At 39.0% G+C, this 24302-nt stretch carries 30 protein-coding genes and 1 tRNA gene; 14 read left to right on the plus strand and 17 right to left on the minus strand.

Translation table 11 applies throughout. From position 1 onward, the window contains the following. Nucleotides 1-80 precede the first annotated feature (80 nt). Entirely contained in the window at nucleotides 81-1442 is a 1362-nt protein-coding gene (locus SLP02_RS24350) for a nicotinate phosphoribosyltransferase (RefSeq protein WP_319423314.1), read from the plus strand. A 50-nt stretch (nucleotides 1443-1492) separates the two neighbouring features. Here SLP02_RS24350 and SLP02_RS24355 read toward each other — a convergent pair whose 3' ends face one another. From SLP02_RS24355 to SLP02_RS24365, 3 genes are all read right to left on the minus strand, one after another. Continuing rightward, nucleotides 1493-1732, minus strand: coding sequence for a 2Fe-2S iron-sulfur cluster binding domain-containing protein (locus SLP02_RS24355; protein WP_319423315.1), 240 nt, complete (start codon nucleotides 1730-1732; stop codon nucleotides 1493-1495). Nucleotides 1733-1751: 19 nt separating this feature from the next. Continuing rightward, entirely contained in the window at nucleotides 1752-3245 is a 1494-nt protein-coding gene (gene cobQ / locus SLP02_RS24360; protein ID WP_319423316.1) for a cobyric acid synthase CobQ, read from the minus strand. Between the two features lie 70 nt (nucleotides 3246-3315). Next, nucleotides 3316-3711, minus strand: a complete 396-nt coding sequence (locus SLP02_RS24365; RefSeq protein WP_319423317.1) for an Npun_F0494 family protein — start codon at nucleotides 3709-3711, stop codon at nucleotides 3316-3318. Between the two features lie 114 nt (nucleotides 3712-3825). Between SLP02_RS24365 and SLP02_RS24370 the strand changes: the two genes are divergently transcribed. The 3 genes from SLP02_RS24370 (at nucleotide 3826) to SLP02_RS24380 (ending at nucleotide 5673) form a co-directional block, all read left to right on the plus strand. Continuing rightward, nucleotides 3826-4143 carry an ArsR/SmtB family transcription factor gene (locus SLP02_RS24370; RefSeq protein ID WP_319423318.1) on the plus strand — a complete coding sequence of 106 codons (318 nt, stop codon included), beginning with the start codon at nucleotides 3826-3828 and terminating at the stop codon, nucleotides 4141-4143. A gap of 126 nt (nucleotides 4144-4269) precedes the next feature. Beyond that, the gene (locus SLP02_RS24375) at nucleotides 4270-4818 is read left to right on the plus strand and encodes a CAP domain-containing protein (RefSeq protein WP_319423319.1); all 549 of its coding nucleotides are present in this window, start codon (nucleotides 4270-4272) and stop codon (nucleotides 4816-4818) included. 108 nt (nucleotides 4819-4926) lie between these two features. Continuing rightward, nucleotides 4927-5673, plus strand: a complete 747-nt coding sequence (locus tag SLP02_RS24380; RefSeq protein WP_319423320.1) for a DUF429 domain-containing protein — start codon at nucleotides 4927-4929, stop codon at nucleotides 5671-5673. A 94-nt stretch (nucleotides 5674-5767) separates the two neighbouring features. On the opposite strand, the gene SLP02_RS24385 is transcribed toward SLP02_RS24380, so the two are convergent. The 3 genes from SLP02_RS24385 to speD form a co-directional block, all read right to left on the minus strand. Next, nucleotides 5768-6646 carry a branched-chain amino acid ABC transporter permease gene (locus tag SLP02_RS24385; protein WP_319423321.1) on the minus strand — a complete coding sequence of 293 codons (879 nt, stop codon included), beginning with the start codon at nucleotides 6644-6646 and terminating at the stop codon, nucleotides 5768-5770. Between the two features lie 146 nt (nucleotides 6647-6792). After that, nucleotides 6793-7161, minus strand: a complete 369-nt coding sequence (locus SLP02_RS24390; RefSeq protein WP_319423322.1) for a DUF6464 family protein — start codon at nucleotides 7159-7161, stop codon at nucleotides 6793-6795. Between the two features lie 170 nt (nucleotides 7162-7331). Then, nucleotides 7332-7712, minus strand: coding sequence for an adenosylmethionine decarboxylase (speD, locus tag SLP02_RS24395; protein ID WP_319423323.1), 381 nt, complete (start codon nucleotides 7710-7712; stop codon nucleotides 7332-7334). 58 nt (nucleotides 7713-7770) lie between these two features. On the opposite strand from speD, the gene SLP02_RS24400 reads away from it, so the two are divergent. From SLP02_RS24400 to sodN, 4 genes are all read left to right on the plus strand, one after another. Then, entirely contained in the window at nucleotides 7771-7902 is a 132-nt protein-coding gene (locus tag SLP02_RS24400; protein ID WP_319423324.1) for a hypothetical protein, read from the plus strand. A gap of 84 nt (nucleotides 7903-7986) precedes the next feature. Then, nucleotides 7987-8075: transfer RNA gene (locus SLP02_RS24405), tRNA-Ser, on the plus strand. Nucleotides 8076-8198: 123 nt separating this feature from the next. Further along, entirely contained in the window at nucleotides 8199-9512 is a 1314-nt protein-coding gene (locus tag SLP02_RS24410; RefSeq protein ID WP_319423325.1) for an ABC transporter substrate-binding protein, read from the plus strand. A gap of 195 nt (nucleotides 9513-9707) precedes the next feature. Continuing rightward, complete coding sequence (gene sodN / locus SLP02_RS24415; protein ID WP_413467428.1) at nucleotides 9708-10181, plus strand: superoxide dismutase, Ni; 474 nt, start codon at nucleotides 9708-9710, stop codon at nucleotides 10179-10181. Nucleotides 10182-10318: 137 nt separating this feature from the next. On the opposite strand, the gene SLP02_RS24420 is transcribed toward sodN, so the two are convergent. Then, a complete protein-coding gene (locus SLP02_RS24420; protein WP_319423327.1) occupies nucleotides 10319-11515 on the minus strand; it encodes a GNAT family N-acetyltransferase in 1197 nt (398 codons plus the stop codon). A gap of 910 nt (nucleotides 11516-12425) precedes the next feature. Here SLP02_RS24420 and SLP02_RS24425 point away from each other — a divergent pair. Continuing rightward, nucleotides 12426-12635: a hypothetical protein gene (locus tag SLP02_RS24425; RefSeq protein WP_413467429.1), complete on the plus strand. Its 210-nt coding sequence runs from the start codon at nucleotides 12426-12428 to the stop codon at nucleotides 12633-12635. Nucleotides 12636-12769: 134 nt separating this feature from the next. On the opposite strand, the gene ftsH is transcribed toward SLP02_RS24425, so the two are convergent. Continuing rightward, the gene (ftsH, locus tag SLP02_RS24430) at nucleotides 12770-14527 is read right to left on the minus strand and encodes an ATP-dependent zinc metalloprotease FtsH (protein WP_413467430.1); all 1758 of its coding nucleotides are present in this window, start codon (nucleotides 14525-14527) and stop codon (nucleotides 12770-12772) included. Between the two features lie 427 nt (nucleotides 14528-14954). Between ftsH and SLP02_RS24435 the strand changes: the two genes are divergently transcribed. Further along, nucleotides 14955-15440: a sterol desaturase family protein gene (locus tag SLP02_RS24435; protein ID WP_319423330.1), complete on the plus strand. Its 486-nt coding sequence runs from the start codon at nucleotides 14955-14957 to the stop codon at nucleotides 15438-15440. An 82-nt stretch (nucleotides 15441-15522) separates the two neighbouring features. Then, nucleotides 15523-15939 carry a hypothetical protein gene (locus SLP02_RS24440; RefSeq protein WP_319423331.1) on the plus strand — a complete coding sequence of 139 codons (417 nt, stop codon included), beginning with the start codon at nucleotides 15523-15525 and terminating at the stop codon, nucleotides 15937-15939. Between the two features lie 147 nt (nucleotides 15940-16086). On the opposite strand, the gene SLP02_RS24445 is transcribed toward SLP02_RS24440, so the two are convergent. Continuing rightward, complete coding sequence (locus SLP02_RS24445; RefSeq protein ID WP_319423332.1) at nucleotides 16087-16404, minus strand: DUF1825 family protein; 318 nt, start codon at nucleotides 16402-16404, stop codon at nucleotides 16087-16089. A gap of 261 nt (nucleotides 16405-16665) precedes the next feature. Here SLP02_RS24445 and SLP02_RS24450 point away from each other — a divergent pair, with 261 nt between their 5' ends. Continuing rightward, nucleotides 16666-17331, plus strand: coding sequence for a hypothetical protein (locus tag SLP02_RS24450; RefSeq protein ID WP_319423333.1), 666 nt, complete (start codon nucleotides 16666-16668; stop codon nucleotides 17329-17331). Between the two features lie 9 nt (nucleotides 17332-17340). On the opposite strand, the gene SLP02_RS24455 is transcribed toward SLP02_RS24450, so the two are convergent. The 8 genes from SLP02_RS24455 to SLP02_RS24490 form a co-directional block, all read right to left on the minus strand. Beyond that, nucleotides 17341-18003, minus strand: a complete 663-nt coding sequence (locus tag SLP02_RS24455; protein ID WP_319423334.1) for a Na(+)/H(+) antiporter subunit B — start codon at nucleotides 18001-18003, stop codon at nucleotides 17341-17343. Continuing rightward, nucleotides 18000-18560, minus strand: a complete 561-nt coding sequence (locus tag SLP02_RS24460; protein WP_319423335.1) for a DUF4040 domain-containing protein — start codon at nucleotides 18558-18560, stop codon at nucleotides 18000-18002. Before SLP02_RS24460 ends, SLP02_RS24455 begins: the two co-directional genes overlap by 4 nt. After that, nucleotides 18553-18831, minus strand: a complete 279-nt coding sequence (locus SLP02_RS24465; protein ID WP_319423336.1) for a monovalent cation/H(+) antiporter subunit G — start codon at nucleotides 18829-18831, stop codon at nucleotides 18553-18555. The genes SLP02_RS24460 and SLP02_RS24465 overlap by 8 nt, the downstream gene beginning before the upstream one ends. A 67-nt stretch (nucleotides 18832-18898) precedes the next feature. Next, nucleotides 18899-19150 carry a hypothetical protein gene (locus SLP02_RS24470; RefSeq protein ID WP_319423337.1) on the minus strand — a complete coding sequence of 84 codons (252 nt, stop codon included), beginning with the start codon at nucleotides 19148-19150 and terminating at the stop codon, nucleotides 18899-18901. A 172-nt stretch (nucleotides 19151-19322) separates the two neighbouring features. Continuing rightward, nucleotides 19323-19736: a Na+/H+ antiporter subunit E gene (locus tag SLP02_RS24475; RefSeq protein ID WP_319423338.1), complete on the minus strand. Its 414-nt coding sequence runs from the start codon at nucleotides 19734-19736 to the stop codon at nucleotides 19323-19325. Next, complete coding sequence (locus SLP02_RS24480; RefSeq protein ID WP_319423339.1) at nucleotides 19709-21196, minus strand: cation:proton antiporter; 1488 nt, start codon at nucleotides 21194-21196, stop codon at nucleotides 19709-19711. The genes SLP02_RS24475 and SLP02_RS24480 overlap by 28 nt, the downstream gene beginning before the upstream one ends. Further along, nucleotides 21193-21528 carry a cation:proton antiporter subunit C gene (locus tag SLP02_RS24485; RefSeq protein ID WP_319423340.1) on the minus strand — a complete coding sequence of 112 codons (336 nt, stop codon included), beginning with the start codon at nucleotides 21526-21528 and terminating at the stop codon, nucleotides 21193-21195. The genes SLP02_RS24480 and SLP02_RS24485 overlap by 4 nt, the downstream gene beginning before the upstream one ends. Before the next feature lie 30 nt (nucleotides 21529-21558). Continuing rightward, a complete protein-coding gene (locus tag SLP02_RS24490) occupies nucleotides 21559-21771 on the minus strand; it encodes a hypothetical protein (RefSeq protein WP_319423341.1) in 213 nt (70 codons plus the stop codon). A 422-nt stretch (nucleotides 21772-22193) separates the two neighbouring features. On the opposite strand from SLP02_RS24490, the gene SLP02_RS24495 reads away from it, so the two are divergent. Both SLP02_RS24495 and argF read left to right on the plus strand, forming a co-directional pair. Continuing rightward, entirely contained in the window at nucleotides 22194-23174 is a 981-nt protein-coding gene (locus SLP02_RS24495) for an ABC transporter ATP-binding protein (RefSeq protein WP_319423342.1), read from the plus strand. A gap of 150 nt (nucleotides 23175-23324) precedes the next feature. Next, nucleotides 23325-24245: an ornithine carbamoyltransferase gene (argF, locus tag SLP02_RS24500; RefSeq protein ID WP_319423343.1), complete on the plus strand. Its 921-nt coding sequence runs from the start codon at nucleotides 23325-23327 to the stop codon at nucleotides 24243-24245. Nucleotides 24246-24302: the final 57 nt, after the last annotated feature.

Genomic DNA, 24302 nt, shown 5'->3' on the forward strand with positions numbered 1-24302 from the left:
TGTTCGCCCCTACTTGACAAACAAAAACGATTTTGCAATAGTTATAGTAATAATTACCAAAATTTATTTAGATTTCCAGTATGAAAACAATTTTAGCAAAAGATACGCTAAATATAAACTCCCAAGATTACTCGTTATTAACAGATTTATACCAGTTAACCATGATTGCCTGCTATGCAGGAGAAGGCATCGCCACAAAAAGAGCCAGCTTTGAATTGTTTACACGGCATTTACCTCAAGATTTTGGCTATCTAATTGCCATGGGACTAACTCAGGTACTGGAGTATCTAGAAGCATTTAGCTTTAATTCTGAGCAAATTCAATTATTAAAAGATACAGGAATATTCGCTCATGCACCTAAAGCATTTTGGCAATTATTATCTGGAGGTTTTACGGGAGATGTTTGGGCAGTACCAGAAGGCACGGCAGTATTTGCTAACGAACCGATCTTAAGAATTGAAGCTCAACTCTGGCAGGCACAGCTAGTAGAGACTTATCTGCTGAACACAATCAATTATCAAACTATAGTTGCTACTAAAGCAGCAAGAATCAGAGACGTTGCTGGAAAACAAGCGACTATTCTTGAATTTGGCACAAGAAGGGCATTTAGTCCCCAAGGATCGCTTTGGGCAGCTAGAGCAGCCTTGGCAGCAGGACTTGACGGCACATCGAATGTATTAGCGGCATTAAAGCTAGGAGAAAAACCACGAGGCACAATGGCTCATGCTTTAGTTATGGCAATTGAGGCGATCGCTGGTAGTGAAGACGAGGCTTTTAAAGCTTTTCAGAATTACTTTCCTGACGCAACTTTACTTATTGATACATTCGACACTGTAGCAGCAGCACAGCGTCTACAAGCCCAAAGGGATGCAGGAGAAATCAGCGTCAGGGGAGTACGAATAGATTCAGGAAATTTGGCAGAATTATCACAAAAAGTACGCCACTATTTACCAGAGACTAAAATTTTTGCTAGTGGTGATTTAGATGAATGGGAAATCAGCAAACTACAACAACAGGGTGCATCTTTAGACGGCTATGGCATTGGTACTAAATTAGTCACGGGTGTACCAGTCAACGGGGTATATAAGCTAGTAGAAATAGATACTATTGCGACTATGAAACAATCTAGCCACAAGCTTACATATCCAGGTTGCAAACAGATATTCCGTAAAGTAACTGATGGTCACATAAGTTCAGACAGACTGGGTTTAAAAGATGAAATACCTGATGATGAACAAGGTTTGTTAGAAATAGTTATGCAGTCTGGGAAAAGACTACAATCATCTGAAAGCTTGGATACAATTCGTCAGCGCACTGCCAGTTCTGTAGCCAGTCTTCCTGCTAAGGTTCGTCAAATTAGCCAGCCTTTAGCATTTGAAGTTGATATTTCTGATGCTTTAGAGTCTCTGCAATATGAAGTAGCTGGAAGAAATAATAAGTAATAAGTAATAAGTCAGGATAATCAATACAGCCAATTTGACCTGGAAAAAATCTACCAAGTCGGATCATCGTATATATTTACCGTTAATTCTGATATGTTTCCAGGAACAGAACTAATACAGGCACAAATAGCTTCCCCATCCCCTAGTTCCACTTCACAAGCATGACAAGAACCCATTAAACATCCTGTGGCAATAAACACTCCTGCTCGTTCTGCCACCTGTAACATTGGTTCTCCTGGTTCTGCTTCGACTGTAATATTGTCTGGCAGAAAACAAACCTTAATACTCATTTACTTTTATAGATAACCTTTAATAATAATTAGACAAAATTTTCTTTAAATCTAAATGTTTTTCTACAATGTCTGCCAGGGTATTCAAAGTAGTCTCTCTTTGATCTCGGTAATTAGAAATCCCTGTAGCCAAAGACGACATTCCCCTTTGCTTACGTAAGTGATTAATCCAAGAGCGTCGCCAAGCACCGTTATCAAATAGCCCATGAATATAGCAACCCCAAACAGACTGATTTTTGTCTACTAATCCTAAGCCAACATCATCAAAAATTGGTCGATAATCTTCTTCTCCTCCTTCTTTAAGACGACGACTAAGACGAGTGCGCCCTTGGTGAATTTCATAGCCGTCTACGGGTAATCCAGGTTGGGGAAAGTGGGAAATTATTTGTCTTTGACGAGCGATTTTGTTAGGGGAAAGCATAGTTGTAATTGGCAATAGATCCAGAGCGTTGTATTCTCCTGCTTCTCCTTCAAAGCCCTCTGGATCGATTATACGCTGTCCTAAAATCTGATATCCGCCACAAATACCTAATACCGTACCTCCCGCAGCAGCATAGTTTTTAATCTGTTCTGCCATACCGCTTCTTTCCATTGCTAATAAATCGGCAATAGTGGTTTTAGTTCCAGGAATAATTACTGCATCAGGATGTCCTAGAGAATCTTGAATATCTATATAGTTAACAGCTACGGAAGATTCTGCCTCTAAAGGGTCAAAATCAGTAAAGTTGGCAATTCTCGGTAGTCTAATAACGTGAATATTAATATCTTGACTATTACGACGGCAATTTCTTTCTAACAAATCGAGGGAATCCTCGGCGGGAAACTGCTCATTACTCCAGGGAATTACACCCAAGACAGGTACTTGGGTTTTTTCCTCTAACCATTCGATACCTGAGTCGAGAAGCTCTTTCTGTCCGCGAAATTTATTAATTACCACCCCTTTGACAAGCGATCGCTCTTGGGGGTCTAATAGTTCTAGTGTGCCTACTACGTGAGCAAACGCGCCACCACGCTCAATATCTACAATCAAAATAGTTGGCGCATTGAGATGTTTAGCAACTCTCATGTTAGTCAAATCTCGGTGCTTGAGATTGATTTCAGCGGGGCTTCCTGCCCCTTCACAGACAACCAGATCAAATTCTAAAGATAGTTTATACAAAGACTCTTGAATTACTTCCCAGCCCAAATCAAAATATTTCTCATAATATTCGCTGGCTTTAACCGTACCTACAGCCTTGCCCTTAATAATTATCTGAGAAGTCATATCCCCTTGAGGCTTTAATAAAATGGGGTTCATTTCTACTCTGGGGGCAACTCCTGCTGCCCAAGCCTGAACTGCCTGAGCGTGTCCTATTTCTCCTCCAGTCGATGTTACATAAGCATTTAGTGCCATATTTTGCCCTTTGAAGGGGGCAACTCGCCAACCTTTTCTTGCCAAAATACGGCATAGTGCAGCAGTCAGAAAGGATTTTCCTGCATGAGATGTTGTCCCGACCACCATAATCGCTTTCATCGATCGCTCCTGTGCTGGAATATATACTCTGTTATAACAGCTAGATCAGCAGTTCATATTCTTAAAGCGTTTATTTTAACCAACGATTAAGCCAATTGAAAACTGGATCTATCAAAGAGGCAGGAGGAATCTGATTTTGTTCTTGTTCCCATTGGGTCACAATCTTTCTACCCAAAGGGGTTAAACGAAAACTATCGGTTAATCCCTGTCCGTCTACTTCCCGTCTTAACAAGCCTACACTAATTAGCCAAACTAATTTGGCTTCAGTTTTTGGTTCACTAAAAGCTTGGGTGGCATAACCCAGTTTAATCCCCGTTTCGCCAGCAATTTGCTGAATTGGTACGCTTTGATTACGCATCTCTTTAAATAGCTTGAGGCAAAAGGGAGAACAGGATAAAGCTCTTTTTGCTCTATTAATTATTCTGGGAGCATAATCAAATGCTTCACTATTTAAATCAGTAATCATTTTTAATTAATTACGCCTACCTACTTATTTGTTCTTTGCTGCTTAAATTGAGCAACGTTATTGATGATCTAATTTGCTAAACTAATTAATAAGAATTTAGTTCAAGAAAACTTGATGCAAGTTTCTAATCCTGCAAATATTTATATTATGACAGGGTTTCATGCCCTATCTGATTCTTTACGCCTCAAAATTGTTCAACTGCTACAAGAGCAAGAACTATGCGTTTGTGATTTGTGCGATCGCCTTGAGGTTAACCAATCTAAATTATCCTTTCATCTTAAAACCCTGAAAGAAGCAAAATTAATTTCTCCTAGACAGTCAGGACGCTGGATTTACTATAGTCTTAATTTGTCTCAGTTTGCATTGCTAGAGCAATATTTAGGCGACTTGTGCAGTAGCGCAACTATATTTCCTCGTCAAGATTGCGATTAGCTGGTTTTTTGAATTAGGAAGATTGCCAGAAAACATTTATTAGCAATGGTTTAATTTATGTCAATATGAATTATTAATATACTACAAAACAGCTAGAAATCACTTTTCTTGCTGAATTTAAGAATCATGTTTAAATCCCGAATTTCTTTACAAACTGCTTTACCAGCCAAAATATTTCTATCTACTGCTGTGATTACAATGTTTACATGGACAGTATCTAGCAAAGTTTATAGTCAAGAATATACTCAAAAAAGCAATTCTGTAGCAGCGACTCAACGAGATGAAGAATTAAGCAATTTAGCACAACAGGTTCATCAGCAAGTGAATAAATATCGCGCATCTGTCGATCTTGCACCTTTGAAACTAAATACTCAAATAAGCAATCAAGCTCAAATTCACAGCCAGAATATGGCGCAACAAAAAGTAGAGTTTGGTCATCAAGGTTTTGACTCTAGAATAGAAGCTTTAAAAAATAATATTGCCTATAGTCGCGCAGCAGAGAACGTAGCTTACAATCAAGGATATGGCGATCCTGCTAGTGAAGCAGTTAAAGGGTGGATAAAAAGCGAGGGTCATAGACAAAACATGGTGGGAAACTACAATTTAACAGGTATTGGAGTAGCAAAAAATCAACAAGGAGAATACTATTTTACTCAGATTTTTATTTTAGAATAGAGCAATATTTGGCTGATTTGTGCTGCGGTGCAATCATGATACTTCGACATGATTGCGATTGATTTTTTTTGTCGTTAAAAACTGCCCAGTGAAAATAGAGCGTTGCTGATGAAATTTATTGGTATTGATTTTGGCTGGACATCTGGCGCAAGTGGTCTATGTTGTCTGGCTTGGCAAGATAATACCCTAAAACTTTTGGACATCACTACTAGCCTAGAAATTAATGCCATACTAGCCTGGATAGATACCTGGGTATCAGCCGACGCACCAGCTTTAATTGCGATAGATGCACCTACGGTTATTAATAATCCAACGGGAATGAGATTAGCCGATAAATTAACCCATAAACATTTTGGTCGTTATCATGCAGGATGTTATCCAGCTAATCTTAATAGTAGTTTTGCCGATCGCACTGTAGGCTTGAGCTTAAGTTTGGCTGCTAGAAACTTTCAACACGCGCCAACCATTAAGGCGCAGCAGCCAGGCAGATATCAGATAGAAGTTTTTCCTCATCCAGCCACGGTCAATTTATTTGGTTTGGATAGAATTTTAAAGTATAAAAAAGGTAAAATTGCCCAACGTCAACAAGAGTTAAATAAGTTACGAGACTATATTGTTAATGTTTTACCCAAATTAGAACCCCCTTTGCATACTTCTAGTTTAGACAGCATACCTGAAATAAGTTCAGGCAATACTTCTAATCTAACTGGCAAAGAATTAAAATCTATAGAAGATCGACTCGACAGCTTGTTATGTGCTTATATAGCTGCTTACTGGTGGTATTGGGGAGAAGCCAAAAATCTGATTTTAGGAGATTTAGAAACTGGTTATATTGTTATTCCTATACGGACTTGAAAACTAAAGATTTTCTGCACCAATCTTTAGGCTATAAGCGACTCAAACCTTATTAAATTCTGACCTCTGACCCCTGACCTCATTATCATCTTGCTTATCCCTTAAATAGCCCTTGAGGACGCACTAAAAGAATAATGATCATAAGTGCCAAAGCTACGGCTAACTTGTACTCTGAACCCAATATAGGAACGCTTAACTCTTGGGCAATGCCAATTATAAAAGCACCGACGATCGCACCATAAGGATTGCCAATTCCCCCTAAAATTACCGAGGCAAACATCGGCAAAATTAGAAACCAGCCCATATTGGGGCGTATTACCGCAATCAAGCCATACATTCCCCCCGCCAAAGCAGTTAATATTCCTGTAATTATCCACGTCCACAGTACAACTCTCTCAACATTGATGCCCGAAACTCTAGCTAGATCGATGTTATCGGCAACAGCCCGCATCGCTTTGCCAATTTTAGTGTTTTGTAAAATCAGATGGAGAGCAACAATAGCGGCGATCGCCAAACCCACAACCACTATACGATAATAGGCAATACGCAGATCGCCAAATTCCAGGGCGGGAATTATGGGCAAGAGATATAGCTGGTTACTACCACCATAAAGCAATAAAATTCCGTTGCGAATAAACAAAGCTAGCCCAATCGAAATAATAATTAAAGTGGTATCACTAGCACGGCGATCGCGCATTGGTTTCCAAAGCAAATATTCAGCAATCAGCATAGCTACAATTGTGCCTATTGCGCCTAAGACCATTGCCAGCCAAATATTTAAACCACTGTCATTAGCCAGCCAGGTTAAATAAGCCCCTAGAGTCATAAAATCTCCATGGGCAAAATTAGAAAGATTGAGAATGCCATAGGTCAGCGTCAAACCAATTGCAGCCAGGGCGAGGATGCTACCAATGGCAATACCATTAAAAATAAGCTGAGGATCAAAATTATATTCTGAAATTAATGACCACATTCTTGTTTAGTAGCTCCAATAAATTAAGCAGGAAAAGATTCATCTGACAGTAGATAACAGCCAATAATTCTACGTTATCTGCTGCTGATTGAAAAATCCCGTTATTTGGTCTAGATTAAGCTACTTTCAAAACTATTAATTTAAATTTAATTTGAATTTTGATCGCGTTTTTCATAATGAGAGCAGTCATCACATGGTCCGCTAGGATTGATTGCACAACGAATATAGGGTGAACGAGCGTTGTTAGCACAGGTTGTATCACCAATAAAATATTTGGTTATTGGTCTACGGCGATCGCTTATAATATAAGAATCGCGATCGTAATAATAAGCATTATTACGAAAACTCTCTCGATGGCGATCGGAGTAGGTAGTTAAAATTTGAGCGCGTCTTAACCTCATTTGCCAGCGTTCTTTAGCTTTGCGGAAGATAGCTAAGTAAACTAAGGAAGGTAGAATACTTAGTAAGAGGATAAGAGCTAGCTTGATGACAAAATCGATAGAGTAGTTAGTCATATTGAGCTAGATAAGTCTGCGGAAGTGCTAGTTGTGGTTGCTGTAACCTAATTTCTATTATGGCTGCTTAACTGGATACATATCCGTTAATTGGTAGATAATTTTAGATTTGACTATTTTCGACTTTAATTAGCTTAAAAATAACAACCACTGCTTAACTAAATAATAGATTAAAGTTCAAAAGAACCGACGGGATTTAAGAGGCTAGGGACAAATCCTCTTTCAAGCTCGCGCATTCTCACTCGTTTTGCCTGTAGTGCTGTTTGCAAAATTTTTATGGCTACTTTGGGTTTTCCTGCACCACAAAAAAATAAATCTGCTGCAAAATAACCATATTCGGGCCAGGTATGAATAGCAATATGAGACTCGGCCAGGGTTGCTGTAGCGGTTACACCATGAGGACTAAATTGATGAACACACAGATCGATTAAAGTCGCTTCTCCTGCTTTAATAGCTTCTAATAATCCTTGTTTGATAGCTTCGGGATTGTTGAGTAATTCAGCTGGTGCTTGCCAAGCATCTACAACCAGATGAGTTCCCATTTTTTCCATTCGTTTAACCTTAATCAATAAATTAAATTTTTAGATTGAGCGTTTTACCTAATACATTATGCTATATGTTTTAATTTTATGGCGGTATACAGCAGAATTACTTATTTGTCGGCAATTGCCAGCTTTTTCTGCTTTAAAAGTTGCTAAAGCTGCCAAAGTAAAAGCAGCAGTCGATAATTCTGCATCTTAAATAATAATTTAATTCGAGCAACCTAATTTATATTTATTTTCTAGCTCAAATAAATCTGTTATAATTTTAAATCGATACGTTTAAGGAGAGGTGGCTGAGCGGTTGAAAGCGGCTCCCTGCTAAGGAGTTATGGGGTGTAAACTTCATCGGGGGTTCGAATCCCCCCCTCTCCGTATTAGTTTAAGAAGAATATTTTTTTAATGTTTTCTTAATCTCTCCAAGAAAAAGATTGCGAAGAGATCGAGTACAATTCCAGTCTATTGAACCTGTACGGGATTAGAATTGGGACTTTGAATATGAAATATCTCAACTTAGCTTATTTAAGAAAATATCGCCTTACTTCTAAAACATTATTAACTTTGGTCTGTTTGAGTGCTGGTATATTAGCAACTTCTTGTCAAGGAGGAGGATCTGATGGAAAACAGTCTAGTGCAAAAGATAACGGTCTTAAATTAGGTTCTTTGTCTCCGACTACGGGAGATTTATCCTCAATTGGACAGAACTGGCCTATCGCCGTTAAATTAGCCGTGGACACAATTAATGAGTGTGGTGGGGTTAATGAAGCCCCCGTCAGTCTAGTTACCGAAGACACTCAAACCGATCCTAGTGCGGGAAGCAGCGCCATGACCAAACTAGCCGAAGTAGACAAAGTTGGTGGAGTTGTAGGAGCTTTTGCCAGTAGCGTTTCTGGTGCAGCAGTAGATATTGCAGTAAGAGACAAAGTGATGATGGTGTCTCCTGGCAGCACAAGTCCTGTATTTACTGAAAGAGCGAAAAAAGGTGAATTTAATGGATTTTGGGCGCGCACTGCTCCACCAGATACTTACCAATCCCAGGCATTAGCAGCATTGGCAGAAAAAAAGGGGTTTAAAAATGTTTCCATCGTCGACATTAACAATGACTATGGTGTGGGATTTGAACAGCAGTTTGCCAAAGCATTTAAAGAAAAAGGCGGTAACATTGTCGGCAAGCCAGTACGTTACGATCCTAAAGCAGCAACCTTGGATAGTGAAGCAAAAGCAGCTTTTGGAAGTAAACCTGATGCTGTGGCAGCGATTCTTTACGCCGAGACAGGTAGCGTGTTGCTAAAATCTGCTTTTGAGCAGGGTTTAACTGACGGGGTAACTATTCTACTAACAGACGGTGTTTATTCCGATGATTTTATCCGCCAAGTGGGTAAAACTGCCGATGGTAAATCTATTATTGCTGGAGCTTTGGGAACTGTACCAGGGGCAGATGGTAAGGCTTTAAAATCTTTTACGGCCTTGTGGAAGGAGAAAACTGGCAAAGAGCTAACTGCTTATGTCCCTCATAATTGGGATGCCACAGTTTTAATGATGTTGGCAGCAGAAGCTAGCGATGCCAATACTGGAGAAGGCATTAAAAGCAAAATATTAGATGTGGCAAATGCTCCTGGTACAGAAGTTAGCGATGCCTGCGAGGCGATGAAGCTAGTTCGCCAGGGAGAAAACATTAATTTCCAGGGCGCAAGTGGTAACGTTGATATCGATCAAAATGGCGATGTTGTCGGCAGTTATGATGTTTGGCAAGTAGGAGAAGATGGTAGCCTGAGCGTAATTGATAAAGTTAATCCTGTCAGCAATAAATAGTCTGACCAACAATCACAGATTTCTCTTGCAAACTAACCCTGAATCAAACTAAGCTTAAGTTGAGATAGGAACAAGATATATAATTGCGATCTATATCTTTTGTGCATCCCATAACCCTCATCTAAAATCATTCCTGTTTTAAATAACTCAGATCGCACTTATCGCATTCTAGAATAAAGAACACCATAAATTATGATACTGAAACAAGTAATTGCCCTGGTCAAAAGTCTCTCTCCTGCACCCGCAGTTCATGCTCATTGTGATGGTCCTTGTGGCGTATACGATCCCGCTTCGGCTCGTATTACGGCTGAGGCTGTGGTTTCTATGACCAAGAAAATTATGGATATGGAAGCCCCTCCTCATGAGGATAAAGCTGCTAATATTGCTTACCACAATACTCTTTCTCGCTATGTAACAATCAAAGAAGAGCAGGCTCAAAAAACCAAAGAAGATTTATTAATTCTCTGGACAGACTATTTTAAGCCTGTGCATTTGGAGAAATATCCCGATCTTCACGATACTTTTTGGAAAGCTGCTAAACTTTGTTCTGCTTGTAAAGTAGAAGTAAGTACAGAACACGCTAATGAATTAATGGAAGCAGTTCAGAAAATTCATAATATGTTTTGGGCAACTAAAGAACGTGACGTTAGCTTTGTCAAAGCCAGCTAGAATTTATTAAATTCCCCTAGGAAAGTTACTAAGGTGAGTTATTTAGATATAGCTCACCATTTTTTATAAATGAGATTTTAGCAAGCATCTCAAAAAATAGTTCAGTTGTTTTTAGTACCCGATCTTGTTAATTTTGATTAATTTACCTCAAAACTTAAAGGCAGTTGTTTGTTGAAGGGCAAATCTTCATTAATAGCAGTAATTTCCGCTTGTGAACCACGATTCACCTCACCGATGTAATTATGAAGAATTTTAGCCATACGACCGTTGTAAAAACGGTGCAAACTACGGTTAGCTGTTGCGGGAAAACCTCTTCTTTTTTTGTGCCTGCCTCCTGCACCTGGATCGTACATTTGAATACCGTTGGCTATTGCCCATTCAATAGGTTTATAATAACAGGCTTCAAAATGGAGACAATCATATTCCTCGTCACATCCCCAATAGCGTCCATATAAATTTTCACCTTTGCGCAGGCAAAACGACATACCTACGGGTTTTTGAGCGTCATGCTCAGTATATGCCACAATTAATACAAGGCGATCGCTGTAGTTGGGATAAAGCTGTTCAAAAAACTGACGGGTTAAATATTTGCTTCCCCAGTAGAATTTATTGCAGGTACTACTATAAAAGCGATATATCTCAGAATACAAGTGACGTGGAATTTCTGAACCGACATAAGTTTTAGTATGCAAACCAGCTTTAACGACGGCTTTTCTCTCTCGCTTAATGTTTTTGCGCTGATTACTATTAAACATTTTGAGATAGTCGTCAAAGCTTTGAAAATCGCGATTTGACCAAATATAGCCATGGTGTAGCCAGCTATGAAAACCGTTTTTTTCCATCATTGCGCCCCAGTCAGGATCGACAAACAAGAAATTACAGCCCGAAAGATGATTGCGATCGCAAAAATTATCAATTGCTGCTACCATAATCTCCGTCAGTATCTCTTCATCTTCTCCAGGGGCAATCAAGAAGCGATAGCCGACGGCTGGAGTAAAAGGGGTCATACCCAGTAATTTTGGATAATACTCAATACCCAAGCGATGAGATAAATCTGCCCACTGATGGTCAAAGATAAATTCACCATAGCTATGACCTTTAATATACAGTGGTGCTGCGCCAATTAGCTGAGCGTCGCGCCACAGTGCTAAATGGCATGGCTGCCAACCTGTACGGGCAGTAGCACTACCAGAAGTTTCAATGTTGTTTAGCCATTCCCATTCAAGAAAGGGAGTATTCAAAGGTTTTGCCAACTCATCCCAGTCTGGTTGAGGAATTTCGGCAATTTGAGAAACCCAAGCTATAGAATATTGAGATTTAATCTGCTCAACCATAAGGTATTTTTATTTTCAGGGCGGGAGGACAAACTTAAGTAAATTAGTTCACTAATTAGCCTAATAAATATTGCCCAAGATTGCAGCATCAATTTTATCTTTTTCTTGCTTGAATGATCTTAATTAACAAATGGGTAAATAGAGGAGCGTTAATTCTTTAAGCAGCCTCAATCAAGATGTCCCACTCAGGTTGAGAGTCTGCTTGGGTTTGGAATATTTGGGAAACAGTAACTAAAAGAGCAAGATGACTAATTAAACGATCGCGATTTTCTCTCAGGCGCGATCATTTAGCACATAATATTCTTACTGTACGGCGTATAGAACGCTCTCTTTCAACTCTAATAACAAATTATCTCTGTTTGACAGCTCACACTAAATCCGATTGATAAAGGTAACGATTAATTTACTGACCTCTGACTTGAAAAACCGATAAATTACCTACACGAACAGGATTTAGTATCACTCATTGTTACTATGCCTCTAAATAAGGTCTAGATAAAATAATCTTTCCTAAAATAAGGCTAAAAAATTGCTACCGTAACCAGCAAAAACCCATATTTGCATTAAAAAATATGACCTCGTTGATTTTTAATTATTAAGCTAGTGAATTACATTTAATCAATTAGACACGCTACAATTTTGAAGATAACTTTTAAATTTTTATAAATTTAGCAGCTTATCGTCTTTGGGTTTATGTTCTTAAGCGAACTCACGCCTGCCTCACAAAAATTTATTCAACAGCCAATTGCCTTGGCTGGCGGTTTTGCCTCTGGTATTTTGCATTTGAACTTTAAATGAAGAATTTTTGTCCAAATGGTTAGAAGCTTAAGAATATAACCAAGTGAACTATAATTCTGCGACTCTAAATAATAGCGACAAACCACATTCAACTAATATCATCATTACTTTTATGTTTTTAAGCGAACTCACACCTGCCTTACAAAAATTTATTCAACAGCCAATTGCCTTTGCTGGTGGTTTTGCCTCTGGTATTTTGCATTTGAACTTAAACGAAGAGCCTTTATCCAAATGGTTAGAGGCTCAAGGATATGACCAAGTCAACTATAATCCTGCGACTCTAAATAATAGGGATAAACCAAATTCAATTGATATTGATTAATAAGGCTTGAGTTCATTGGATTTTATACTCAATTATAAAAGTCATCAAAACAGTAAGGCACGCAGATGCTTGTCTGTGTGCCTGTATATTAGCTAACCAAATCCGATAATCAGATACGGAAAAGCTTTAAAACCCTATCCCTGCAAGAAGGTTTTTAGTTCCTCTGGTGCTTTGACCAAAGATAAAATTGTCTGTAATTGCTCGCCTTCTAAAACTTCATTTTTAAGTAGAGTTTGGGTGGTTGAATCTAACAAATCGCGGTTAAATTCGATAATTTTTAAAGCTATTTCATAGCCTTGCTCAATATTTTGCTTGACTAGGCGATCTATTTCACCTGCCACTTCGACCCCTACAGTTCTTCTAGAAGTGAAACCCTCAAGAAATTGCCCTTCGTTTTTAGCAAAAGCAACTGGACCTAAATCTTTACTCATGCCATACTCGGTTACGGCTTTTTCAGCCAGTTCGGTTGCCTTTTGAATATCATCACTCGCCCCCGTAGAGACTTTGTTAAAAACTGCTTTCTCTGCTGCCCGTCCTCCTAGTAAGGTAGCAATTTTGCCTCTAAGCTCATCCTCTAGCATCAAGAAGCGATCTGACTCTGGAGTTTGTAAGGTATAGCCCAAGGCACCTAGTCCGCGAGGGACGATAGAAATTTTGGCAACTTTATTGCCTCCAGGCATCAAGGCACCGACAAAAGCATGACCAACCTCATGATATGCCACGGTTTGACGCTCTATAGGGGTTAGTACGCGCGATCGCTTTTCTAAACCTGCCACAACTCGTTCAAAGGCTTCGTTAAAGTCTGTCATTAATACTGTCTGACCGTTGTTACGGGCAGCTAGCAGGGCAGCTTCGTTGACCAGGTTAGCTAAATCGGCCCCTGCAAATCCCCCAGTTTGGGACGCAATTTCGGTTAAGTCTACATTTTCCCCCAGCACTACCTTACGAGAATGGACTTTGAGTATTTCTATTCTGCCACTTTTATCAGGGCGATCGACTAATACCTGTCGGTCAAATCTACCAGGGCGACGCAAAGCAGGATCTAAAATCTCTGGTCGGTTGGTAGCAGCTATTAAGATTACGCCTTCGTTGCCATCAAAGCCATCCATTTCCGTTAGCAACTGATTTAAAGTTTGCTCTCGTTCATCATTACCGCCATTAGGGTTGTTACCACGAGATTTACCAATAGCATCTAGTTCATCAATAAAAATAATACAGGGTGCTTGGCGTTTTGCCTGACTAAATAAATCTCTGACCCTAGAAGCACCTACACCAACGTACAACTCGACAAATTCCGAACCAGACATACTCAAAAAAGGAACGCCTGCTTCCCCTGCTACGGCTTTTGCCAGTAAAGTCTTGCCTGTTCCTGGAGAACCAACTAATAATACTCCTTTGGGAATTTTCGCCCCAATCTGACGATATTTAGCACCATTCTGGAGAAAATCAACAACTTCTTGCAGTTCTTGTTTTGCCTCATCTACCCCTGCAACGTCAGCAAAGCTAATGCCAGTCTTACTCTTTTTATAGACTCGTGCATTGCTTTTGCCCATCCTCATACCAACACCGATACCGCCGTTTTCAGTGCTTAATTTAGCTAGCCAAGCAAAAGCACCTATTAATAGTCCTGAAGAAAGAAGCATCGCCACCAAACTATTGGTAGACTCTGAATTATCATTAACAAGACTAAACTCAATGTTTTGGCGACTCAGCACGCTAATCAAATTTTCATCAGAATCATGCTTTTGAGTTCGATAGCGTTGACCACCAAATTCTGCCTTGAGTTGATATTCAATCCAGCGAGATTTAATCGTCACCTGCTGAATTTTATTGGCTCTAATCTCATTAATAAATGTATTGTAGGTTGCTTGCGAAATGGTTTGAGTTTTCATTTCAGAGGTATTTGGAACAACATCAAGAAGCAAAATAGTGTTGCCATCTACTTTTTTGGGACTTCTCACTCATTGCATTGTCTGTTAGTTTTTATAGTTGGAAAAGCAGGGATTTCTACACTAATTTTTAGGGTCTTCCGTTAGCTGCAAGCTTTTGATACGGTTGTTACGATAATTCTTTTCGGTTTACCTGCAAAATATACTACAGCCAGACCATTGCTTAGGGCGGTATAAATCATAGGGGCTTGTCTTGGTCAGCATACCTGCGGAAGTGCGCCTTTGTCTTGCGAGGCAGCGCGATCGCGAAAAGCCCACCAACCTGATGTCATAATCAAAAAACGTAACGCTATAGTGAATTTATATTTATTTAAAAAGAACAAGATATAATTTTATTTCTTGCACATCAACCAATAATAAAATTTAGCTTATGCTTCTTTTAACTGCTTTTGTAGCAGCTTTTATTTTTGCAAGCTTTGTGGAATATTGGCTACATCGTTGGATGCACATAGATCCTCGCTTGGGTAGAGATATTATTCCTCATTATGAACATCATCGAGCCAATACGGCTAACGGGGTTTTATTAGAGTTCAAAGATTATGCGCTGGTAGTTCCTTTAAGCTTTTTGGCGTTTTTGATCTCAATACCAATAGGAATTAGTGCTGTGGCAGGCAGTATTGTCTATGCTGCTTTTTCTGCCTATGCTCATCAATTACAACATGAATGTCCAACCAAGTGTGTTTGGCTAAAAATGCCTGTCCATTATGTACATCATAAATATAATCAGTGGGACTGTAATTTTGGCTTGGCAGTAGACTGGTGGGATAAAATATTTGGTACTTATAAAGCAATGGATTGGTTAACCCCAGAAGAATTGGAAAAACCAGCCAAAGGCTATTTACAAATTAAATGGTAGTTATTAAATATCTGTAAATCTTCCTTAAATAAAAATCATAAGCATGATCCAAAATTTTCTTTTCACAGCTTTTATAATATGTTTGGGACTTTGGCTAATCTCTTCTTTTGGTGGATGGCAAGAACTATCAAAAAAGTATCAGACTGAAAACAGTCCGCCAACTGCATTTTACAAAAATATAAATCAAAGAGTATCTTTTAGACATGAGCAAAAGAGTGGTTCTTTGTCTTTAAGTAATTTGTGTATTGGTGTATCCGATGAAGGGCTTTATCTTGCCGTAACCTCTCCTTTCAATATTTTGTATCCTTCCTTGTTAGTTTCCTGGAATGATATTGCTTATCGTCAGGGAACTAACAGTAATTCTTCTGATAATTATTTTACTTTTTATTTAGGAAATCCTTATATAACCAGTTTTCCTCTAGGGTTAGATGTTATTGAAAAATTATCAGAAGATTATGGAGAACCCATTTTTCTCAATAAGTTAGGAGAACCTAGTTAGCAGATAAGATAAGAATGTTTACAGATTATCGCATTGCCAAACTGGTAATTTGCGTAGCGAAGCCATGCCGTTGAGCTTAGCGCTTTTGATTGTGTAGCAAAAGACTAAGCTGCTAAAACAGCCAAATGCAATAAGTTTTTCGCAAAATTATGGTTGAATTTCAGCCTTCATTCTTTTAAGGGTCACTTCCATTTGGTCGAACATTTGCTGGGGAGTCATGCCAAATTGATTTAGCTGTGTTTTCAATTGCTGCACAGTCATCTGTGCCATAAAATCTTCTGATAGCTCAAACCGCTTCATAAAAATGCGATAGCGTTCCATTAATTGCTCCATTTGATCGATAAACATTTTTTTGCCTTCTCGGTCAAATTTGCCGTATTCGCTACCTAATGTCATCAGAGATTGATAGTCCTCAAAAAGCTTTTTGGCTTCTTCTTGTACTACTTGAGAGTCAAAAAATCCCATAATATTTATCTAACCTGAATTTAACTTACATCTCGCTAAGAGAAAAATAAATAAAATATATTTATTGTTTTAAAACCTATATTTCTATTGTAGAGCAGTAAATAAAGACCAGTAAAATACGGTTTACCGACTGATTGCCAATTTGACTTAAGAAACTTAGGATACAAAAACTATTTTGACTTGAGCTATGTTCTTTGGTTTAGTGGGTAATATTAAGAAGGGCAAGAATTGCGAATCAGCATTATGATAAAAAAATTAAATATGAAGACAACAGTTATTGCTACAACGACGGTTGCTATCATTGTTAATTTTCTAGCGGTTGATGTCTTTGCTTCGACCGATGCAGACTACTCCTTTAGGCTCACTTCAGACTGGCACGACTGTCAGCAAATAGGAGCAGCATACCAAGAAGTTTACGCTTTTGAGACGGACAGCTTTTATGTCAATATCTGCCAAAAAGACAACGCTTATTTTTACTCAGGAGAAGCCAAACAAAGTGACCATAGCTCCATCTTTATTCCTGCGTATCTCCTAAAGAATGGTCAAGGTTTTCAGGCTAAAAATGGTAATCTATCTTATTTAGTCTTGTTACCTTTTGGCAAGCAAAATAACGGCAACCAAGTTCCAACTCGTAAACAAGCAGAAGCTATTTTAACTATCAAGCGTAATGGGCATTTAGTTTCGGTAGAATCTTCTTTAAATAAATATTGTCATCAATCAGCGGATGAGATTGCCTTTGATACTATTAAAATCCAGCCACAAAAGTCCAATCAAATAGCTACGATTCCCGCTCAACAAGACTTTGACTTAGATATATCTTTTGCTAACCAAGAACAACTTTTACCACCAGAAATTTTTCGGTCTAATTCTAGATTTGATTTTTATCGAGTCGGCGGGGAACTACATCGCTTAACTACTTGTAATTAAGATTTTAGATCATAATAACCCTCGATAGCGAATAAACAGTAAAATCACTGCCCACGAGCCTAATGCCACTTTTACAGCAACTAAAATATTGAGTAAAGGAATAATTCCTCCACTAAAAAGCGTGCCTAATTCTCCTGGCGGTAATTTCCAACCGATTAAAGTTACCACCGCTAAGGAAATAAAAATCAGCACTGAAAGCTTTTCCCAGGTAGCAGCATGATATTTTTGATAGATTGCTTCCATTTGTTGAGATGATAAGGTAATGGCAAGTAAACCGATCGCTGTTCCTCCTGCAACCCCCGCAGCAAAACCGCCACCAGGACTAAGATGTCCGCGAATTGCTAATTCGATACTTACCAAGGCAGCAATGGTTGCACCCAGGCGTGCAAGAATCATAGACGGGCGATCGCTAAATTGATAGACTGTTTCGGTAGGTTGTTCGTCTGCTAGCAAAAATTTCGTCCCCAAGATGGCGATCGAAAATACTACCACCTCAAAAATTGTGTCATAAAGACGATTGCGAAAAATTATGCCCGAAACTGCATTAGGTACACCAGTATCTTCTACTATCGAACCAACAATGGAAACTTCTTGCCATTGGGCTGCTGGATTGGGCATAATCAGCATTTTGACGAAGAATGCTAATCCTGCTGCAAGATAAAGCCACTTCATGAATGATCCTCCTCTTTGTTTACGGTTACGTAGGTCAAAGTAGTTTCTGGTGCGATTAATTCGGTTTGCATAATTTCAAACAGACGCTGCACTCTGATTGCAGTTTGATACATTGGGCTATTATTTGATGCCGATTTACTACAAATAGCGTGAACTTCTTTAGCCATCAGTGCTTTTTCTAGGGCTTTTGAGTTGGAATATTCGACTATTTCAAGACGTAAATGATATTGAGTAATAACTTTTTGAAGATTGGTTATTAGTTCTCTTAAATAAATATCTTTAATATCTTTGCGTGCCTTCATTTCTGAAAGTACCCCAAGACGCATTACCAAGGAGGAACGGACGGCAACGACATAAAGAGTAATTGCCAACATTGTCCCTACTAAAGCTTCAGTTAAAGCCACGTCTGCTGCGCCTAAAACTGCATAGATCAATGCTGCGATCGCTCCTAAAATGCCTCGGATAACCAACGCGTGATAAGGATTAACTTGGAATACCAACATCAAAGCCGCTAATGGCATTAAGGCAACAATGGCATAGATGTAATTATCAATCATTGCTTTTTCCACTACTAGAACAATACGCCAAAACATAGCCCAGTACTGTATTCCAAATTGCTAAGGAAATAATTGCCAAGAGCAACAACGACCATTCATTGGGTATTTTAAGTAGTAACCCGAAAATAATAGTCATAGAACCAAGGGTATCGGCGACAGAAAGACTATGAAGCTTAAATAGTACGGATCTGTTGCCAATTAAGGGCAATGTTCCCCAAAACCAGAATATAATGCCGATAATCAACAGACTGTAACTTAAAATGTCAATCATAAAATACTTTTCCTCAATAAATTTTTATTCAAGCCAAACGCTCTTATCCAGATACCATCTATATAATCTATGCTTCGTTTAACCGTTTAATTAAATGTGCCAAGAGCATTAATCCCGCATTGCCTACACTCAAAATGAGGACTGCGACAACTCCAATTGACCAATCATCCCGTAGAACAGAAATAAATAGCATCATAATTGAGGTTTTTGTGGCAATACTGGCAAATGCCAGCATTTTTTGCCAAATATCGTCATCCTGCCAAGCTTCGTAGATTGGGATTAATAAAGCTAAAATCATCGCTATCAAAATTGAATCCATTGTTTCATTTATCAGTTATTAAAGTTAATAGACCTCTTGCATGAATAGAAAATTAATCATTTTTCCCTTTAAATTCGAGACCCCGCGTCGCCGTTAGGCGCAAGGGAATGCTCGAATTACTTTCCCCTTTTGCCTCCTAAATAAGTAGTTCATAGTGATTCGTGCAAGAGGTCTAATCTCTATTGGCTTCTCTACTCCTTACCTTCGGTTTAACTCGATGCACCTCATACCAGCCAGCTTCGTCATATTTCACGACAATAGTTTTAGGGGTAAAGGTAATCAAAAATATATCGAGAAATATTAGTCCTGGTGTCCGTCGAGATTTAACTCTTTTCCTGACGATATCCTCTTCATTGTGGGGTCGAAGCATAATTTGGATTGCCTCAATATAAGCTTGAGGAATAGCAACGACGATTTCCCACAACACCCGTAGCCAATCATTTAACGCTTCTGGAGATGTATAGCTACGAGGCAATAGCAGCGCGATCGCCACGCCGATAATAATATTAGCCAGACTATAATCAGCAGTGAGTAAAAACCAAATTGTTAGTCGTAGTATTATATTGAGAATTGCGATCGCCTCCATACTATCCAGAAAAGTAAAACTAACGTTACTGCCATGACCCCAATCAAATGATCGAATTGCTCAAAATCACGGGGTATTTTAATTGCTAGTTTCTTGAAGATTAAAAGATAAGCCAACCAACCTAAAGCAATAGTGGCTAAAGGTTTAATTGTATTTTGTAAGCTATAGGCTTGATAGTAAAAAACATTTGCACCAATTAATCCCCCTAGTAAAATTACCATCGCCCACCAAAATCCAGGTTGGATCTTCTTCTGCGCCCGCTCTTCATGTCCCCCAGTATCTCCCTCTCCTAGTCGCCTTCCGTGTGGCAGAAAAATAAATTTAGCAAAAGAAATTGCTGTTCCCAGTGCAGCAAGATTCATGCCAATCACCTGCCAGGGTAAGAGATTTTTGCTAGTTAAGACTTTTGCCCCAAAACCAGACAGTAAAGGAAATCCAGAAATTGAAAAACTAGCGATCGCTAAAGCCAGCCAAATCTTATTATCGATAGGTTGCTGTTGCAGTTGTTTAAAGTTGCGACTAGGTAAAACCCCCGCAATTAAAAACAATGCAGACTTGACCAAACCGTGAGTTAGGGCATAAAAACCACCTACAACTGGCGCAGCAAGGACAAAACCTAACTGAGAAATAGTGTGAAACGCTAACATCCGCTTGGTATCTTTTTCCAAAACCGCAAAACCTACTCCAAAAAGTGCTGTAGCCACGCCAAAAAACCTGACAATAGGATCGATTTCTGCCAACAGCAGCGCGCAACGTACTAAGGGGAAGACACCCGCTTTAACTACTACTCCCGAAAGCATTGCCGAGACAGGACTTTCTGATTCGGAGTGAGTTAAGGGCAACCACAAGCCTGAAACAAAAATACCGCCTTTAACTAATAGTCCGAGAAAAATTAGGGCGATCGCTTCTGGGGGAGAACCACGTAAACCTGCATAATTAAAGGAATGATGCGCTTGATATACCAGCACTGCCCCCACCAAATAAAACAGCATGGCTACATTGCTGACGAAAAGATAGCGCAATCCTACCCAAATCGATCTGTCAGTGCGGGGATAAGCAATTAGCAGAAAGGATGCAATGCTAATTACTTCTAGTGCCACATAGAGACTAATAAAATCAGCACAGATAAAAGTAGCGTTAACACTTCCATGCAAAATAATTAGCTGCGTATAGAAAAAAGCTGTTTTGCCAGTTTGCCAACAGTAAAGAATAACTGCTGCTGTCACCAGTGCATTAGTAAGAATAAAAAAGCCACTTAATTGGTCAATGATTAAAGTAACGCCAAAATTATCTAGTAACTGAATATCTAAAGGTGAACCGAGTAAAAATATCACCACGGCGTAAGCAGTCGAAACTAGAGCAATTCCTAATGCTAGAATCCGATCTAGCTTGGGAAACAGATAAATAACAAAGCCGATAAAAAATGGTATAGCTAGCCAGGCGATCGTCATCTTGATCATGGCGTATTATTCTCTTCGATCGCACTCGTTTCTAAAGTCGGATTATCTTTTGCTAACTTCATTACTCCCACCAGCATTAAAGCCTGGATTGAAAAGCCAATCACAATCGCCGTTAAAATAACCGCCTGGGGAACAGGATCGGCATAAGCAATATTATCTTTATTGCTCACAATGGGCGTATACAAACCATCCCGTGATGCTACCAGCACATAATAGGCAATGACTCCTGTACTCATAATGTCCATCGAGATAATTTTCATGACTAGATTTTGTTTAAAGATAATGCCAAAAAATCCACATAACATAGTGGCTAAAATACAAGCTTCTAACATTTCTCAATCACCAATAAAAAACGACTAATATCAAACAGCATTTTTGAGTAAAAAAAGCATCGGTAAAGTTAAGGCAATACGAAAAATAAATTTAGAAGCAAATTCTAATACTTGTTGATTAGAGATATCTGGGTTTTGGGAACTAAATTCGAGCATATTAGGTAATAAAAAAACCGCTGTAAAGACATAGACAGTAAAACAAAACCAAACTAAAGTGTTTCGAGCTGAAACTAAATAATTCATAATGTTTATTAAAATTTATAGATTAAAATCTATGTAAAAAAAAAACTCATAGTAAATATACTATACATATTGGTAAATAAAAACAAGCACAGAATGCAATACTTCTTGTTTAAGCCCTGTTATTAATTGGTTGAGTAATAGGTAGCGGGTATTGGGTAGTAGGTTATCGTTACCCAACTTAAGATCTACCGTAGCGATCGCCAAAAAAACAGTCAAGCAGGTTTAATAATTGAAAGGTAGTCTAATGTAAATAGAGAGTTAGCAAATTAGCTATATAGTCATTCTAATTAGTTGGCGTATAGTAGTTTTGTATTGATAACTAGGTTAATCGTTACTCATTACTCGTTACTTTTTCCCAAAACCAACTGGTTGCTATTTAAAGTGACTATACTTCTTATCCCTTATCCCTCATCCCTTAAACCGTGTCTATCATTGCCGTCGAAAACCTCAGTAAAATATACCCTGTAGCGATCAAAAAGCCAGGACTCAAGGGAACTTTAACCCACTTTTTTCGCCGTACCTATCGCGAAATCAAAGCTGTGCAAAATGTAACTTTCCAGATTCAGCCAGGGGAAGTGGTCGGATTTTTGGGTGCTAATGGTGCAGGCAAAACTACCACTCTAAAAATGTTAACGGGTTTAATCCATCCTTCTGAGGGAGAGGTAATGGTGGCAGATCATATTCCTTTTCGCCGTCAGCCTCAGTTTTTACACAAAACCAGCCTAGTGATGGGACAAAAGCAGCAATTACTTTGGGACTTACCTGCTCTAGATTCTTTACGCATTAATGCTGCTGTTTACAATATTCCCGACAAGATTTTCAAACAGCGTCTGGGCGAATTGGCGACTATGTTAGATGTTACCGATAAGCTTAATCAGCCAGTGCGAAAGCTTTCTTTAGGAGAAAGAATGAAGGCTGAGTTGTTAGCTGCTTTGCTACATCATCCTCAGATATTGTTTCTCGATGAGCCGACTTTGGGTTTAGACGTTAATGCTCAAGTAGCAGTCAGAAAGTTTCTGCAAGAATATAATCAACGCTATGGAGCAACAATTTTGCTGACTAGCCACTATATGGCAGACATTACGGCATTGTGCGATCGCGTTTTGTTAATTCATCAGGGACAACTTATCTATGACGGCTTACTTGATGGTTTACTTGACCGCTTTGCCCCCTATCGTCAAGTAAAAGTGGTATTGGCACAGCCAGTCTCAGAGACAGAATTGAAAGAATTTGGCGAGATTGAATCTATCCAAGGACAAGAAGTTAAATTTTTAATCCCCAGAGAAAAACTAACCTCCACTATTTCTCAGATTTTGGCTCAATTACAAATACAAGATTTAAACGTCAACGATCCACCAATTGAAGAAATTATTGGTCGTTTGTTTCAAGCAGGAATTTCTTGACCAGCGATCGCAGATTATCTCTCCCCAGCGCGATCGATAGCTTAAACCAAAAAAATGTAGTTGATTAAGTTCAGGTTTAATTTTAGAATTAACTCTTCTCATCTCAGCCTAAATCTTACACTTTCTTACTCACCATTAAATTTTGGCAATATGAAAAAGCTTAAAGGAAGAGATCTGCTTGGCACTGCCGATTTGAACGCCGAAGAAACTCTGAGTTTATTAGAATTAGCTCGTAAACTAAAAAATCAAGAACTAGTTATTCAATGCAATAAAGTTTTAGGTTTACTATTTTATAAAGCCTCAACCCGTACCAGAGTATCTTTTAGCGTGGCAATGTATCAGCTAGGGGGACAGGTCATCGATCTTAATCCTAGCTTGACTCAGGTTGGTCGTGGTGAACCAATTGAAGACACTGCTAGGGTATTAGACCGCTACCTTGATATCTTGGCTATACGCACCTTTGCCCAAGCAGATCTCCAAACCTTTGCTAATTATGCTCAAATTCCGATTATTAATGCTTTGACTGATTTAGAGCATCCCTGTCAGATTTTGGCTGATTTATTAACGGTACAAGAGTGTTTTGGTTCATTAGCGGGCAAAACCCTAACTTATTTAGGAGATGGAAATAATATGGCTAACTCTCTACTCCTGGGAGGTGCTTTGACTGGTTTAAATATCAGGGTTGCTGCTCCTCAAGGTTATGAACCAGACCCCGATATTGTGCAGCGCGCTCAAAAAATTGCTGCGGGTAAGTCTGAGATTGTTGTTACCCAAGATCCCATTGCTGCTGTAGAAGGAGCGCAGGTAGTTTATACAGATGTTTGGGCAAGTATGGGACAAGAAGACTCCGCAGATCAAAGGATTCCTATTTTTAAACCCTATCAGGTAAACCAGCAGCTTATTAATCATGCCGATCCTCAGGCTATTATTCTCCATTGCTTACCTGCCCATCGAGGAGAAGAAATTACCAATGAGGCGATCGAGAGTGAGCGATCGCGTGTATGGGATCAGGCAGAAAATAGAATGCACGCCCAAAAAGCCCTATTGGCTAGCTTATTAGGTTGGGAATAGTTGGAAAATAGGAGGGGAAAAGGAAATGCTTTTATTCCTCATCCTTTATCCCTTCAA

This window comes from Pleurocapsa sp. FMAR1 (assembly GCF_963665995.1).
Taxonomy (GTDB): domain Bacteria; phylum Cyanobacteriota; class Cyanobacteriia; order Cyanobacteriales; family Xenococcaceae; genus Waterburya.